The 15,998-nt window shown below is 47.2% G+C and carries 12 protein-coding genes; 8 read left to right on the top strand and 4 right to left on the bottom strand.

Annotation, left to right across the window (positions count from 1 at the left end):
- Nucleotides 1-13 precede the first annotated feature (13 nt).
- Nucleotides 14-643 (bottom strand): YczE/YyaS/YitT family protein, encoded by a 630-nt coding sequence (locus HP399_RS26835; RefSeq protein ID WP_173618188.1) that lies wholly within the window; start codon nucleotides 641-643, stop codon nucleotides 14-16.
- 121 nt (nucleotides 644-764) lie between these two features.
- Here HP399_RS26835 and HP399_RS26830 point away from each other — a divergent pair, with 121 nt between their 5' ends.
- The 3 genes from HP399_RS26830 to HP399_RS26820 all read left to right on the top strand — a co-directional run bounded on the left by HP399_RS26830 (nucleotide 765) and on the right by HP399_RS26820 (nucleotide 3,313).
- Entirely contained in the window at nucleotides 765-1,748 is a 984-nt protein-coding gene (locus tag HP399_RS26830) for a LacI family DNA-binding transcriptional regulator (RefSeq protein ID WP_173618187.1), read from the top strand.
- A gap of 83 nt (nucleotides 1,749-1,831) precedes the next feature.
- Nucleotides 1,832-2,701, top strand: a complete 870-nt coding sequence (locus HP399_RS26825) for an AraC family transcriptional regulator (RefSeq protein WP_173618186.1) — start codon at nucleotides 1,832-1,834, stop codon at nucleotides 2,699-2,701.
- A 117-nt stretch (nucleotides 2,702-2,818) separates the two neighbouring features.
- Entirely contained in the window at nucleotides 2,819-3,313 is a 495-nt protein-coding gene (locus tag HP399_RS26820) for a GNAT family N-acetyltransferase (protein ID WP_228088367.1), read from the top strand.
- A 488-nt stretch (nucleotides 3,314-3,801) separates the two neighbouring features.
- Here HP399_RS26820 and HP399_RS26815 read toward each other — a convergent pair whose 3' ends face one another.
- Nucleotides 3,802-5,898: a sigma-54 interaction domain-containing protein gene (locus HP399_RS26815; RefSeq protein WP_173618184.1), complete on the bottom strand. Its 2,097-nt coding sequence runs from the start codon at nucleotides 5,896-5,898 to the stop codon at nucleotides 3,802-3,804.
- A 218-nt stretch (nucleotides 5,899-6,116) separates the two neighbouring features.
- Between HP399_RS26815 and HP399_RS26810 the strand changes: the two genes are divergently transcribed.
- From HP399_RS26810 to HP399_RS26800, 3 genes are all read left to right on the top strand, one after another.
- Nucleotides 6,117-7,250: a M20 peptidase aminoacylase family protein gene (locus HP399_RS26810; RefSeq protein WP_173618435.1), complete on the top strand. Its 1,134-nt coding sequence runs from the start codon at nucleotides 6,117-6,119 to the stop codon at nucleotides 7,248-7,250.
- A 30-nt stretch (nucleotides 7,251-7,280) separates the two neighbouring features.
- The gene (locus HP399_RS26805; protein WP_173618183.1) at nucleotides 7,281-8,693 is read left to right on the top strand and encodes a YfcC family protein; all 1,413 of its coding nucleotides are present in this window, start codon (nucleotides 7,281-7,283) and stop codon (nucleotides 8,691-8,693) included.
- Between the two features lie 164 nt (nucleotides 8,694-8,857).
- Complete coding sequence (locus HP399_RS26800; protein ID WP_173618182.1) at nucleotides 8,858-9,565, top strand: alpha/beta hydrolase; 708 nt, start codon at nucleotides 8,858-8,860, stop codon at nucleotides 9,563-9,565.
- Between the two features lie 284 nt (nucleotides 9,566-9,849).
- On the opposite strand, the gene HP399_RS26795 is transcribed toward HP399_RS26800, so the two are convergent.
- On the bottom strand, nucleotides 9,850-11,208 hold the full coding sequence (locus HP399_RS26795) for a TrkH family potassium uptake protein (RefSeq protein WP_173618181.1): 1,359 nt from the start codon (nucleotides 11,206-11,208) through the stop codon (nucleotides 9,850-9,852).
- A gap of 120 nt (nucleotides 11,209-11,328) precedes the next feature.
- Nucleotides 11,329-11,754, bottom strand: coding sequence for a CHRD domain-containing protein (locus tag HP399_RS26790; RefSeq protein WP_173618180.1), 426 nt, complete (start codon nucleotides 11,752-11,754; stop codon nucleotides 11,329-11,331).
- A gap of 424 nt (nucleotides 11,755-12,178) precedes the next feature.
- On the opposite strand from HP399_RS26790, the gene HP399_RS26785 reads away from it, so the two are divergent.
- Together HP399_RS26785 and HP399_RS26780 are read left to right on the top strand one after the other, a co-directional pair.
- A complete protein-coding gene (locus HP399_RS26785; protein ID WP_173618179.1) occupies nucleotides 12,179-13,930 on the top strand; it encodes an ABC transporter ATP-binding protein in 1,752 nt (583 codons plus the stop codon).
- A 4-nt stretch (nucleotides 13,931-13,934) separates the two neighbouring features.
- Nucleotides 13,935-15,992 carry an ABC transporter ATP-binding protein gene (locus HP399_RS26780; protein WP_173618178.1) on the top strand — a complete coding sequence of 686 codons (2,058 nt, stop codon included), beginning with the start codon at nucleotides 13,935-13,937 and terminating at the stop codon, nucleotides 15,990-15,992.
- Nucleotides 15,993-15,998: the final 6 nt, after the last annotated feature.

Below are 15,998 nucleotides of genomic sequence, written 5' to 3'. Positions count from 1 at the left end.
GGCTTTCCTCCTCTTATGCCTCCGCCCCCTTCGTTTGATTGGCGAGACGAAGCATCTTATTCCCGACGTTAATAGCTGCTTGAATAATGTAGCCAGTCGTAAAAGACAGCACGACTGTTCCGTAATAAATCGGGCCATCTAACAGGAAACTTGCGCTAAGAAACATGCACGCCAGCAAAATTTCTGTCCGTCTGAATGTCCACTTTAATCTTTTCGACATAACCAGTACAAATGCCTCTTGGGGAGCTGTGCACACTTGGGTACACACATACAACCCGATACCGCTGCCGATGCAAATGTTTCCGAGTGCCATGGTCAGAAGCGGTGGCAATGAACGGATAGCAGCCATGAGCGCATCGATGGACCCGATCAAATCGACAAAGATGGAGATCAGCACCATGACCAAAATGGCACCGACAGTAATATAACTGCGATCCATGAAAAGGACGATGACGACAAAGGTCAGGTTAATGGCAAACATCCAGAAGCCAATCGATATCCCGAAGTTTTGATACAAGGCAATAAAAAGAGAATCATACGGGCTAAGACCAAAAGATGTAATAGTCGTCATCATGTTGATCCCAAGCGCCAAAATCAATAAGCCTGCGATAAACAAGAGATATTCAAATTTTAAGCGAATCACAAAACACGACTCCTTTCATTCTACATAAGGAGAGCATAATATGTGGAACGCTTTTCAGAGCAAGCGGAATGTGCTTTGATGTATGTAATAATTACTGATCCGACTTAGAGGAGTAATCTGAGTGGCTAACATAAGAGAAATCGCGAAATTGGCAGGTGTATCCGTTTCAACCGTTTCCCGTGTGCTTAATAACCATCCGTACGTGAACGAGAAAAAACGCGCGGAGATTCTCAAGATTATTGAAGAAAAAAACTATGTTCAAAACAGTAATGCGGTCCACCTCTCTACGGGAAAAACGATGGTCATCGGTGTGACATTGCCTCTCGTCAACAACCAATACTACAGCTCCATTATCGAAGGCATTGCAGCAGAAGCAGTCCAGCATCATTACAAGCTGATGGTGTGCCAAACGAATAACAACCCCGAGCAAGAACGCAGCGTGTTACACTTGCTCAAAAATAAAAAAATCGACGGGCTAATCATGTGCTCCAGGTCCAGCTCTTGCGAAACGCTCAATGAATACGCAGGATACGGACCTATCATCACGTGTGAAGCAAATGATACCACCTCTGTTTCGAGTGTTCATATCGACCACTATCAAACGTTTCGGATCGGGATGGAGTATCTGATGAAGAAGGGGCATCGCCGGATCGGGTATTGCATCGGCAGGAAAAACAGCTTTAACAGTCAGCATCGCAAACGTGCCTATTACGAAAAGCTGCATTCGATTGACGTGACACCCTCTCCAGAATGGTCATTTGAAGAGTGTTTAACGATCCAAGACGGCAAGGATGTCGTGGGGAAATTGCTGCAAACAGAAGAGCGGCCGACAGCAATGATCGTATCGTGCAATCATATAGCGGCAGGGATCATCAAAGAAGCGAGTAGGTTGGGGATTCGCGTACCGGAAGACTTAGCCGTAGTCGGTTGCGATGATCAGCCCATCGGAGAACTGCTAGAGATCACCACCGTATCCAGCTCCAGTACGTTAATGGGAAAATACGCATTTGAGATGCTGCATGAGCGGATTTGGACACAGCAGCTGGATGGGAAAAAGGAAGAGAAGGAACTGTCGCCCGTATTGGTAGAGCGACTGACGACGTAAAGCTTGAAAGATAGCACAGTTGATCAAAAAAGCGCCAGTAATCTCCCGCATACTAAAGAAAAAATAGGTGAAGGAAGTCAAAGATGGACACGTACAAGCGGATTCAGGACGCGATTGATTTTGTGGAAGAGCATCTTCAGGAAGAAATGAACATCACAGAAATTGCTTCTCAAGCGCATTTTTCTGCGTTTCATTTTCAGAGGTTGTTTCAGGCAATCTCAGGCTTCAGCGTACAGGAGTACATTCGCAAGCGCAGGCTGTCGGAAGCCGCTCTTGCGCTAAAACAGACAAGTGACAATGTACTCGAAATTGCTGTGGCCTATCAATACCAGTCGCAGGAAGCATTGACACGCGCTTTCGAGAAGCAATTCGGGATTACACCTGGAAGGTATCGCAAAGAAAATCATTCGCTGCCTTATCTAGCCAAGATGGACTTCTTGGCCTTTCGCCAAACGATCAAAGGAGAGATTACGATGAACAAACCAACCATCACAACATTGGATGACATTTGTATCATTGGGCGCAGGTTCCCGACGAGCTTACAGGATGAGCAGCATTTTAAAGACATTCCGGGATTCTATTATGAATTTGGACGTAATCAAGACTATTTGCGGATTCCGAATAAAGCGGCGGAAGATATGTCGTACGGAATCGCCTGCGAATTTGAAGATGACGGTGGATTTTCTTTTGTGATCGGGGAGGCTGTAAATCTTGTTCCTGATGAACTACCCGAAGGCTTTTTCTCGCTCGTCTTGCCTGGCGGAAAATACGCGGAATTCAAAGTGACGGGTGATGCCGACCTTGTGCAAAACACTCGTCGCTACATTTACGGAACATGGTTGCCTCAATCGAATTATGAGAGAGGCGAAGGACCGGATTTTGAAGTGACAGACGTGAGGGGTTCGAGCTTTCCTGAGGCGATGAAAATATCTATATACATCCCGCTTCTATAGACGTTTGTTCAGCCGGACGCAATGAATTTTACAGTACTTTCACACGCCATCCATTCCAGCTTTATACCCGTTTGCTACAGTGTAAATGTAAGAGCGAATGTACAGGAGGCGGGTAGGGTGGAAGTGCAGATTGAGCGCGTCGTAAGAGATGATTTTGCGGAAATGATCACATTGGCGGATTTGACATTACCCGATCGAATGAACTTGCATGAGCTGAAAAAGTATATGGAGCTGTTTCCTGAGCTGATTTTCAAGGCGACCTATAACGGCCAACTCATCGGTTTTAGCTGCGCCGGAATTGATATGTATCAGACGACTGGCTGGCTTCTGTTCAGCAATGTGAGCAAGGAGTTTCAAGGTCAAGGCATCGGCAAGCGGCTAATCGAAGCCAGACTGCAAGCCCTGCGCCAGTTTCCAACACTTCGCACCGTGCAGGTTACGGTGAGTGAAACGAACGCATCTTCTATTCGCGCGCTGTCTGCCTACGGCTTCCGTCTGGCTCATGCAGAGCAGGATTACTACGGGCCGGGCAAGCATCGGAATTTGATGGAGCTGCCTATTTTGCCTATCATTCAACTAGAAAAAATAGAGTCGTCCATCGTAACTACCTAGGTGGATTCATGAAAAAAGCGGAGGAGCTAAAGCCTTGCCGCTTTTTTTATATGCTGTAGTGGAAGGAAGAAGTGCATTTCCAGTCTACGCTTCGGCCTACGCCCCGCAAGGGGATTGACTGGTCGCTCCTAAATGAATATCGGGAGCGCTTCAAACCAGAAAATGCGAAAGCGTTTTTGTATGTAATAAAAGCTGAAATTCCCCGTTATTCATTTCTACGCTGGGTAGGGCTCCAGAGGCGCTTGGACTGGAAATGCACTTCTTCCTACGTAGCTTTGGTCAACCTTTTAAGAGTGATTCAAGAAGTGTAGCAAGTAAGCTTCTCTGCACAGACCTACAAAACGATTTAAAAAATGAATAATAACATTGCTGTAAAGAAGTACTGCCATATGTTTGGAAGGAGACCGCCCGAACGAAGAGAGGATACAGGCGACTGGAAAACATGTGGCAGGGCTTCGGGCTCCGCAAATGTTAGAAGGCAACCCAAATTAGCCATTTTCCTTCATCAGCAAAGCCTCCAACACCTGCTGCCCAAACGCAGTAATCTGCGTCCCTTGCTTCTTGACCCCAATCGAGACACATCCAGCGCGGTCCAGTGCGGTCAGCTTGTGCCTGATTTGGGCTTCAGTCAAGGAGGGACTCTCCATTCTCGCGAGCAGGGCACTGCGTCCAATACGCTCCTGACGCTTGTAGCAATCGGACAGTACTTGCAGGATCGCTGCGTAATCTACCAAGGAGCCTTGCCTGGACAGATACCGGATTGTATCTTCCAGCGTATCATCCCGGTGAGAGAGAAGGGGCGGAGTAGAGACATGCCCCGCAAAAAAACGCTCCGGTAAATGAGCCAGCTCCACCTGATTCCCCTCTGCGATGACGACTGCATAGTGAATGAAATTTTCCAACTCGCGAATATTGCCTGGCCAATCGTAACGGAGTAGCTGTTCCGTCACTTCCCGTGAGAAGGACAGACGCTGCTTTTTTTTCTGCAAGAAATAATCAATCAGCACCAAAATATCATCGGGACGATCACGCAGGGGCTGAATGTGCAGTGGCAGGACGTTCAGCCTGTAGTATAAATCCTCGCGAAATGTCCCTTTTTTGACCATTTCCATCAGGTTGCAATTGGTAGCGGCGATGACGCGGACATTGACTGGAATGACGCGATAGCCTCCTACGCGCATGACCTGCTTTTCCTGGAGAACACGAAGCAGTGACGCCTGGATGCTAAGCGGGGCGTCCCCAATCTCGTCCAGAAAAATGGTCCCGTTGTGAGCCAGCTCGAATAGCCCCATCTTTCCGCCTTTTCGCGCTCCTGTAAAAGAACCTTCCTCGTACCCGAACAATTCGCTCTCTACCAAGCTCTCGGTCAGCCCTGCAAAATTGACGGGGACGAACGGACCGTCACGGCGCGTCGAGTGTTGATGGATGGCTTGGGCAAAAACTTCCTTCCCAGTTCCGTTTTCCCCTGTGATGAGAATCGTAAAATCGCTTTCGGCCAGCTTGGTCGCCACTCGTTTGTTGGCCTGAATGGACGGGCTTTTGCCGATGATACTGTCAAACGAATACTTGGTCATCAGTCCGAGATTGGCACTCTTCGTCCGTATTTCCTGTTCGATCTGCTGTACCTTTGTCACGTCCTGAAAAGTAATGACCGCGCCCAGAAACTGATCATCCAAGAACGTGGGAATCTTGGTCACCAAGAGGTACAAATCGCGGAATTCCAATACCTGCTTCGTTACTTCCATGTGTGATTCTACTACTTCCAGAATTAGAAATTCGGGAATGACCTCCGCTACATTTCGCCCGATGCAAGTGGTTTCAGTCATATGCAAAATTTTCTCGGCTTCTTTGTTCAGCACAGTGATACTCCCTGTGGCATCTGTGCCAATGATGCCTTCATGGACGGCATTTAAAATGGAGCTCAGCTTTTCATTCAGCTTCCGCTCATTGTGTACCGAGTTGGTCAGCTTGCGTCCGATATGGACGAAATCGCTAATGAAGTCAGCCGTGTACAGGTTTGCCTTATCCGGAGACAGATCAAGCAGACGCGAAATATCAAAGATCGTCGTCAAATCCAAAGGGCGGTGCCCCAACTCAATGACGTTTTCAAAAAGAGCAGGAATTAGCTCCCTGAGTCCATGACAGACAGCAACATCGATTTGATCTTTTTCAGGAAGCGGAGTCTCGGTATCGGGTACGTACGGCACAAATGTCAGATGAGAGAATCCGAGATGAAACAATAGCTCAATCGCGCCTTCTACCATTTCGATGGAGTTGGAAACAAATAGACAGCGCGTTCCTGGCGGCAAATCCATGAGTTGATCCAATTTGTTAATGTCAATCGTGCGCCTTGCTAGCAGCACGGGGATGTCTGACGGAGGAACTGGCTGATCGTGCAAGAGACTCGTGTCCGAAACGAGGATGAGATCAACATCATCGTACACACTCGGGTGAAGTCGTTCTTGCATATGGTTTCGAATGATGTCCAAGCGGTTGCCGAAAAAAGACGTGAGCGTGTTTGCAAACAGCAGGCTGATCGTCTCTAGTCGGGTCATCAACAAGATGCATGGGTTCTGTTTGATCATGATGCGACTCCTTTTTATCTGCCGAATAGCTTTTTTATTTAGGTGGAAATATTGGATTAGATATCTGTAAAAAACAACCTATATTATAACCTAAAAATCCGAAATTGTTCAGAAATGCTTAACTTTTATAACAATATAGTTTTGGCACAATTCTTGCTATACATCCGGTAGAGCAAAGAGAGATACTAGAGAAGACATCAGGGAGGATGATGGATCGGATGAATCCGTTCTTATATATGGACGAGCATCGCGACGAAATAGTGCGAACATACAAAGATTTGCATCAATTGGCGGAGCCGAGCTGGCACGAGGAGAAAACAGCGAGATATTTGCGGGAACGCTTGGAGGCGGCCGGAATTGCCGTCACATGCTTCGAAGGGCATCACGGCTTTTATGCAGAGATTCCTGGAGAGAGTGCTGAAATCGTGGCTTTGCGCGCGGATATGGATGCACTCGTGCAGGAAGTGGACGGCGTAGTGAGACCGAATCACTCATGCGGACACGATGCTCACTCGACACTGGCTCTCTACAGCGCCCTTGCGATTCAAGCAAGCGGAGTGGTGCCTCCGAAAACGATGCGCTTTCTGTTCCAGCCTGCTGAAGAGAAAATGGGCGGAGCCTTGCAGATGATGAAGGATGGCGCCTTAGAAGGCGTGACAAAGCTGATCGGCGTTCATCTGCGTCCGGAAATGGAAGTGCCGTATGGTAGCGCTGCTCCGGCGATTTTGCATGGATCATCCAGCTCCGTCAGAGGGACGATTACAGGTCTGCAAGCACACGGAGCACGTCCGGCGCTCGGGAAAAATGTCATCGAAGCCGCTTCGTTTTTGGTTGTTGCGTTGCAAAACATTCGCCTGCAAGATGGATGCTCTTTTTCCGTGAAGATGACCCAATTGCAAGCAGGGGGAGAAACGGTGAACGTCATTCCTGATCGAGCGACCTTTAGCCTCGATGTACGTGCACAGTCCAATGAAGGCATGGCAGAGTTGCGGAGAAAAACCGAGCATGCCATGAGTCAGACTGGGGCTTTGATGGGCATGGAGGTGGAGTGGGAATGGTCGGGAGTCACACCGGCTGCGGTCGCCAATGCGAACATGATCCAAGTAGCTAAAAAGGCAATTGGGCAAGTATTGGGTGAGGACAACATTGCCGATACATGTGTGACGCCAGGCGGAGAGGACTTCCATTTTTACGCGATTCACCGCCCAGAGCTGGCTACGACGATGATTGGTCTGGGATGTGGGCTCACGCCAGTCTTGCATCATCCACAGATGACTTTTCAGACGGATGCCTTGATTTATGGGGCAAAAATCATGACAGCTGCGATTTATGAAGCTGCCCAACATTCTTAGAGAAGCGCTACACACGCAGGGGGTTACCTTATGACAGAGAGCAAGCAACTAAAAAAGAAAAGCTTATTTCGGCTAGACGCCTATGTCCTTTTGTTTTGCATCTTACTCCTATGTGCGTTGGCTACCTATGTGGTCCCGACAGGAGAATTTGACCGTGTAAAAAACGGCAATGTGACGACGGTTGTCCCGGGCAGCTATCATGCGGTGGAGCCGAATCCTACGGGCTTTATCGAGTTTTTTACCGCGATCCAGACAGGGATGGTCAAAGGCGCGCCGATCATCTTCCTCGTTTTGTTCACAGGCGGTGCTTTAGCTGTTTTGGATAAGACAGGTGCACTTAACGCAGCGATTCTGACCATGGTCCGAAAATTAGGAAATAGAGAGTGGCTGCTGGTTATTTTGATCACCTCCGTCTTTTCCGTATTGGGTACGTTGGGTGTCATCGTCAACTCCGTCATTGCTTTCGTTCCGCTCGGCATCATGATTGCGAGAGCGATGAAAATGGATGCGATCTTCGGTGTGGCTCTGATTTATTTGGGTGTGTATGCCGGATTCAATACGACAATTGCCTTTCCAGGAACGCTGGGCTTGTCCCAACAAATTGCGGAGCTGCCGCTGTTTTCAGGTATCGGCTACCGTACCATCATTTATGTTACGTTTGTGATCGTAACCATTCTGTACATCGGGCGTTACGCGCGGAAGGTTCGTCAAAACAAGAGTATCTTGGGGGACGAGCTCTTTCCTTCTGATAGTGGCTCAACCACGATGGAAGCAGACACGAAAAATGTTGATTTTACAACCCGTCACAAATTGATCTTGGCGTTTACGGGGATCGTTCTGATTGGTTTTATCGTCTGCACGATCTTGTTCAAATGGGACGTAAACGAGATGTCCGGAATCTTTATTTTCATTGCGATCGGAGTAGGCTTGCTCAACAAGATGAGTGGCAACGATATCGCCAAAACATTCTTAAAGGGCTGTCAGGGCCTGATTTATGGGGCTTTGATTGTCGGTATGGCACGTGCGATCACAGTCATTTTAGAAGATGGGAAGTTCCTTGATACCATCGTGTACGGGCTTGCTACCATTCTGGAGCCGCTGTCACCGATGGCAGGTGCAATTGGGATGTTCCTCGGAAGCGCCGGGCTGCACTTCTTGATTTCGTCCGGTTCAGGTGAAGCCGTTATGCTGATGCCGTTGTTGGCACCATTGGCTGACCTGATGGGCATTACGCGCCAAGTGGCAGTAGAGGCTCTGATGCTCGGAGAAGGTGTGGTCAACTGCATTAATCCGACCTCAGGTGTTCTGATGAGTATTTTGGCGATGAGTGGCATTTCCTACGGCAAGTGGCTGAAGTTCATGCTTCCGCTTACAGCGGTATGGACAGCTCTCTCCATCGTGTTTATCGTTATCGGGGTATTGATTAACTGGGGCCCGTATTAAGCCGACATTCGATGACAAAGAAGGGGCTGTCCAAAAAGTCCATTTTAGAGTAAATTGCACTGAAATTAAAAACCCCAGAATGTTGATTTTACGGCATTCTGGGATTTTGCTTTTTTTACATTTGGAATGACGAATTATTTATATTTCATGGAGGATAAATTGTAATGATAAAAAATAATTTTAAAATAGAAAACATTCCAGCGATTTTGTGGGGTGACAAATCAGATAAGTTATTTGTGGTGGTGCATGGTAACATGTCAAATAAGGCAGATGACTCGATTATTGTATTTGCAGAAGAAGCAACAGCAGTAGGTTATCAAGTGCTTAGTTTTGATTTACCTCAACATGGTGACCGTAAGGATGATACTTATCTTTGCAAAGTTCAAAACTGTGTTCAAGACCTTAATACAATTATGACCTATGCAAAATCGTTATCAAATAATATAAGCATTTTTGCTTGTAGCATGGGAGCATATTTTAGCCTATTAGGATATAGCCATGAGCCGTTGAAGCAGTGTTTGTTTCTCTCTCCTGTGGTAAATATGGAACGTATCATAAATAATATGATGACATGGTTTAACATAAGTGAGAGTAGACTAAAAATAGAGAAAGAAATTTCTACACCTATTGGACAAACTCTCTATTGGGATTACTACTGTTATGTGAAAGAACATCCTATTGTTGCTTGGAATAATCCAACTTCAATTCTTTATGGTTCAGAAGATAACTTATGTGAGTTTGACGTTGTATCTGAATTTAATAAACGTTTTAACTGTAATTTGCAAGTAATGGAGAATGGAGAACACTATTTCCATTCTGAGGAACAGTTGCAGTATTTCAGACAATGGCTGAAAAAACAGATTTACGTTTAATGATAATTTAATTTCAACATTGTTTTAAAACATCGCCTTTCATTAAAATCATTCTCGCGCATAAACTGTGCAACGACACATCATTTTCGAAGGCAGAAAGTGGGGAAGTTCACCATGAGTACGGAAAATCAATCCGCTTTTGATTATCGGAAATACTGGGAGGATAATTACGCTTCGGGTGGAAATTCTGGACTTGGCTCCTATGAGACCTGTCCTCTGCCAGCTTTTTGATTCTAGAAAAAAATCCCCCAATGGCTACATAGCTCTGGGGGATTTCCTTTCCTCTATTGACCAATGATGATGCGTTCTTTCGGATAATGGTAGCGTACGATTCGGTCATTGCGCTTCAAGAAGAGGAGCAAATTGATAATCCCGATACGTCCGATCATCATCGTAATAATCAGGATGAGCTTGCCGCCTATGTCCATCTGAGCTGTAATCCCGCTAGACAATCCGGTCGTACCGAAAGCAGAGCAGACCTCGAACAAGACGTACTGGAAAGGTAAATCCTCCAGCCAGACGAGCAGCATGACCGCTGTGAACACCAGGATAATCGCGATGAAAAAGACGATGAAGGAGCGCTGAATGTCCTCATCAACCAGCTCTCTTCCGAACACCTTTACTTCCTTGTAGCCACGCATGTTGGCAAAAACAGAGGCAATTAGGACGAAGAACGTCGTCGTCCGTATACCCCCGCCCACGCTGCTCGGGGAGGCGCCAATGAACATCATCCCGGAGAGCATGATGAGTGTTGTGGTCGACAAGAGGCTAATATCCATCGTAGCCAAGCCGCCGCTTCGCGAAGAAACGGAGTGGAACAACGAATAGAATAGCATTTCATGCCAGGACTTATCGGCCAAAAACTGATTTCGTTCAAAAACGAAAATGAGCAGGGCGCCAATGGCGATCAAGGAAAAGAACGTGAGTGTCGTAATCTTGGTGAAGAGCGAAAAGGTGAAACGCACTTTTGCACGGCGATAGGAAAAGTACGTTCTCAGCTCCACGAGTACAGGAAACCCAATCGCTCCACAAATAATCAAGATCATCACGATAGTCTGAAACACGTAATCGTGGGTAAAGTCGAGCATGGAATTTCCGTGCAGGTCAAACCCGGCATTCGTAAAAGCACTGACAGATGCAAAGTAGCCGTGGTAAAACGCGGTGTACCAATCGTCGTAGTAGCCAGCGTAAATAAAATGACTGCCTAACAGGATGGTTCCCACCAGCTCGATCAAGAGCGCAATCACGAGAATATTGCGCATTAGGTCGACCAGACCGGACAACGTGGAGCGGTTGTGGTCTGTCGCGATCCAGATGCGCTGTTCCAGACCGATTTTTTGACCCATGAGGATCCAGATGAACGTTCCGAGTGTCATGATTCCGACCCCACCAACCTGGAAGAGCAACGTAAGAAAGAGAATCCCCCACTGGTTGAAAACCTCATGAATCGTAATGACAGTTAGCCCGGTAACGCTGATGGCACTCGCCGCGGTAAACAAAGAGTCAATAAAAGAAAGAGAGACTCCCGGCAAGTGAAAAAACGGCAATGACAGAAGAAACGCTGAGATCAGGATGAGCCCAACGTAGGCGAACACGATGATTTGAACAGATGTCAATCGTCGCTTTTGATTGGAAGATAACAAAATAAATGGCCTCCTGAATAAGCTTCATGAGGATAATCATACCAAAAAAAGTTCGCAAGCAAAAATACTAAGCAACAACCCTCGCCTAGTTTAGTGCCAAGGCAAGGGTTGTTCATTCATTTACCTTTTATTGCGACGGAGTGCACGTCTGACTTGACCACGGATCTCTCCATCCGGATTTTGCGTCGTGTGCGCGTTTACATACGTTCGCCCGTTTTTCATGAGCCGAATCAATTCTGACAGGGGTCTGCCTTGCAACGGTCCAACCAAATCAGCTCGAGTAATGGAACCAGTCACAACACCCCGATTCACACTGATCCCACGCGTTACAGGACCAAACAGGAATACAACAACAGGTCCATTTACGCCTCTGGCCCCAATATGAATATGAGCTTGCGTGAAATTCCGCAAATTGTTCACGACTAATCGAAAATCGAGTCGTTGTCCATTCTGACTTAATCGAAAGATAGTAGTACCTGTTGCATTTGTTCTGACTGGCGGAACCTCTTCAGAGCCTCGTAAAAAAGCTCGAAACCTCAATGTCAAAGTAATCACCTCCTACTATCTACAATATTTTTGCGGCTCATATATGGCTTGTACGTTTGTCCAACGCGGATCGAGCATGTATAAAATGGGCTAGCAAAAAGATCAGTTGACAATGTATCCGCAAGAATGGTAAAGTTCAGAATGTATTTATTGGAAATTTAAAATATTAATGGAAAGGTGGGCTAGTCATGAAAAGAATTGTACGCATGGGTCATCCAAACAAGGGCATACATGACGTAACCCCACCATTGATACGAGCGTAGTATCGTTTTTTTGATCTCGTTAACATGGCGTAGGTTACATTTTTCGTAACTTGCGCCTTTTCTATTTTTGTTGATGAAAAGGCATGTTGCTCACGGGCGATATGTCTTTTTTGTCCCTAAAAAAGGTCACCCAGCCAGCTAAAGAGAGGGGAGAAACACGGATGTTCTCGGTTTTGGCAAAGCTTGATTGGTTTTTCAAGGAGCATTGGAAACGTTATACGGTCGCTATTCTGCTATTGATTCTGGGCGGCCTACTGGAGATTATCCCTCCAAAAATCATTGGGGTGGCTATTGATGAGATTCACCTAGGGACGCTAACTGGCGAGCGGCTGGTATCCATTTTGCTGTTTTTCGGTGTATTGTCTGTCGCGATTTATTGGGTCAATTTTATCTGGATTCGCAAGCTGTTTGGGGGAGCATTTCTGGCGGAGCGGACTTTACGGTCGAAGCTCATGACGCATTTTTTGCAGATGACGCCAACGTTTTATCAGCGTAATCGGACGGGAGATTTGATGGCCCGAGCGACAAATGATCTCAAGGCTGTCTCGATGACGACAGGCTTCGGAATTTTGACGATGGTGGACTCGTTATCCTTTACAGGGGCGATTGTGCTGACGATGGGCTTCTTGATCAGTTGGAAGCTGACCTTAGCGGCGATCCTTCCATTACCGTTCATGGCCTACATCATCAAGCAATATGGGAAAAAAATTCACGAACGTTTTTCTACCGCACAGACATCGTTCGGCGAGCTGAACGACCGCGTGCTGGAATCCGTCTCTGGGGTTCGCGTGATTCGAGCTTACGTACAGGAGATGGCGGATCAGGATCGCTTTCGCCAAAAAACGCATGAAGTGTATCAAAAAAATATCGATGTGGCGAGAATCGATTCGTTGATTGAACCAACCGTCAAAATATTGGTTGGAATCAGTTATATGATCGGCTTGATCTACGGTGGCTACCTCGTTTTCCAAAGAGAACTGACCCTAGGAGAGCTGGTCTCGTTCAACGTCTATCTCGGGATGCTCATTTGGCCGATGTTTGCGATTGGCGAATTGATTAATGTGATGCAAAGAGGAAGTGCCTCGCTGGATCGGGTCAATGAAACCTTGGCTTACGAAGCCGATGTGAAGGATCACGACAGTCCGGTGCATGTGGCGGTACCAGAAGTCATTCGCTTTGATTCCGTGACATTCCGCTATCCATCTGCGCAGGTTGACCAGCTAGTGGATGTCTCCTTTGCTCTTGGTCGGGGTCAGACGCTAGGAATTGTCGGGCGTACGGGAAGCGGAAAATCCACACTGGTGCGACAGCTGCTTCGCGAATTTCCGGTAGGACGGGGAGCCATCAGTGTTTCGGGCGAGGCGCTAGAACAGATCAGTCTGGATAACATCAAGAGCTGGATCGGCTATGTACCACAAGAGCAGATTCTGTTCTCGAAGACAGTCCGCGAAAACATCTTGTTCGGGAACAACGGAGCGACGGAAGAAGAATTACAGGAAGTGTTGAGGCAGGCCGCATTTGCTCGGGATGTGCAGCTATTGCCCGAAGGCTTGCAAACGCTCGTTGGTGAAAAAGGTGTAGCCCTTTCAGGCGGGCAAAAACAGCGGGTCTCGATTGCTCGGGCTCTTTTGGTCAATCCGGAAATCTTGATTCTCGATGATGCCATGTCAGCGGTGGATGGCAAAACCGAAGCGGAGATGATCACGAATATTCGCCGGGAGCGTGCAGGCAAAACAACACTGATCACCACACATCGCTTAACGGCCGTCCAGCATGCAGATTGGATTCTCGTCATAGACGAAGGACGAATCGTCGAGGAAGGTACACATGCACAGCTATTGGAGCTGGGCGGTTGGTATAAAGAACAATTCGAGAAACAACAGATTGAAGCGACGCTGACAGAAAGCGGGTGAATGAATGACGACGGGGAAAAGGCTAGTTCACTATGCAGCGATTTTTAAAAAGACGATCCTCTTGGCGGTATTGATGCTGTCCATCTCGGTTGGGGCAGAACTGACGGGGCCGTTTTTGGCGAAAAAAATGATCGATACGCACATCATGGGCATTGAATTCCCTTGGTATGAGACGGCACAGCGTGAAGATTCTGTGTTATACAAAGGGAAGTACTACACAAGACAGGACCACTTAGCAGCAGGTGAGAGCACAGGTGGGGAAGTTCGTGTTCTGCAGGTAGGCCGCGACTATTATTTCTTGAATCAGGCGATTTCATATGATGGGCAACGCTCTATTAAGGATGGGAAGCTCGCCATTGTCAAAGGTACGGATCGAGCTGAGTACCAGGCCACTCTCTTAAGCAATCAGGAGATATTCGAATTTTTCCGGCCAGAGACAAGGGGCTTGCTCACACTGGCTGCTCTCTATTTCGGATTATTAGTAGTTGCCTCACTTTTCCATTATGGACAAAAGTTCTTATGGCAAAAATCAGCGAATCAGGTGATCGAGAGACTGCGTAATGATGTGTTCGCGCATACGCAACGATTACCCATTCAATATTTCGATCATCTTCCTGCCGGGAAGGTGGTTGCTCGTGTCACAAACGATACGGAGGCAATCCGTGAGCTGTTTACGAATGTACTCGGCAACTTCATTACGAGCGGGATTTATTTAATCGGTATTTTCGCAGCGCTGTTCTTGCTTGATGTACGACTCGCGCTCGTTTGTCTGGTTATTTTGCCAATCATGGTCGTGTGGATTTACTTGTACCGCAAGTACGCTTCTGCATTCAACCATGTCATTCGGGCACGCATCAGTGACATCAATGGGATGATTAACGAGTCGATCCAAGGGATGCCGATCATTCAGGCGTTTCGCAGAGAAAAGGAGACGATGCGGGAATTTGGCGAACTAAACGAAGAGCTGTTCACCTACCAAAATAAAATGCTACGGCTCAATGCGACCGCTTCGTTTAACCTGGTTCAGTTCATCCGCAATATCGCGTTTGTTTTGTTCATCTGGTATTTCGGCGGTGCTTCCCTCGGAATAGGTACACTGCTCTCGCTTGGTGTCCTCTACGCATTCGTCGATTATCTCAATCGCTTGTTCCAGCCGATGACACAGATCGTCAACCAATTGGCGAACCTAGAGCAATCTCTCGTCGCGGCGTCGCGAGTGTTTGAACTGCTGGATGAAGAGGGCATTGACGTTGATCCTGCAAAAGTGCCTTGCTATCAAGGGAATGTTCGCTTTGACGATGTTTCTTTTGCCTACAAAGACGACCAATACGTGCTGAAAAACATTTCATTCGAAGCATGGCCTGGAGAAACAGTGGCACTGGTTGGTCACACGGGTTCGGGAAAAAGCTCGATTATCAATCTGTTACTCCGCTTCTATGATATAAACAGTGGAGCGATCATGATTGATGGGCGCAATGTGCAGTCGTTTTCCAAACAGCAGCTTCGTCAGCATATGGCTATTGTTTTACAGGACCCGTTTTTGTTTACAGGAACGATTCGTTCCAATGTGAGTCTGGATGATCCGTCGATTTCGCCTGAAAAAGTGGAAAAAGCCTTGTGTGATGTAGGGGCAGACCAACTCTTCCGCAGTCTCCCGCAAGGATTCAATGAACCTGTGATCGAGAAGGGTAGCACGCTTTCACTCGGGCAGCGTCAGTTGATTTCGTTTGCGCGTGCTCTCGCGTTTGACCCGGCTATCCTCATTCTGGATGAAGCGACTGCCAGCATCGACACGGAAACAGAGGGCATTATTCAAAATGCACTTGAGGTGTTGAAAAAAGGAAGAACGACCTTCATCATTGCTCATCGCCTGTCTACGATCAAAAACGCAGATCAAATTCTCGTACTGGATCGAGGCAGAATTGTAGAGCGAGGAAAGCATGAAGACTTGATGGAGAAGCAAGGCAGGTACTATCAGATGTATCAATTGCAGCAAGGGAACAAAGAGGCGCGGGTGCAAGAGGCAGTTGGAAAGCACGGAAGCGCCGCGGCTCTGACCTAGTTTTTT

The organism is Brevibacillus sp. DP1.3A (assembly GCF_013284245.2).
Classification (GTDB): Bacteria; Bacillota; Bacilli; order Brevibacillales; family Brevibacillaceae; genus Brevibacillus.
The sequence above is the reverse complement of the archived record's forward strand: the minus strand, read 5'-3'. Positions and strand labels throughout refer to the sequence as shown.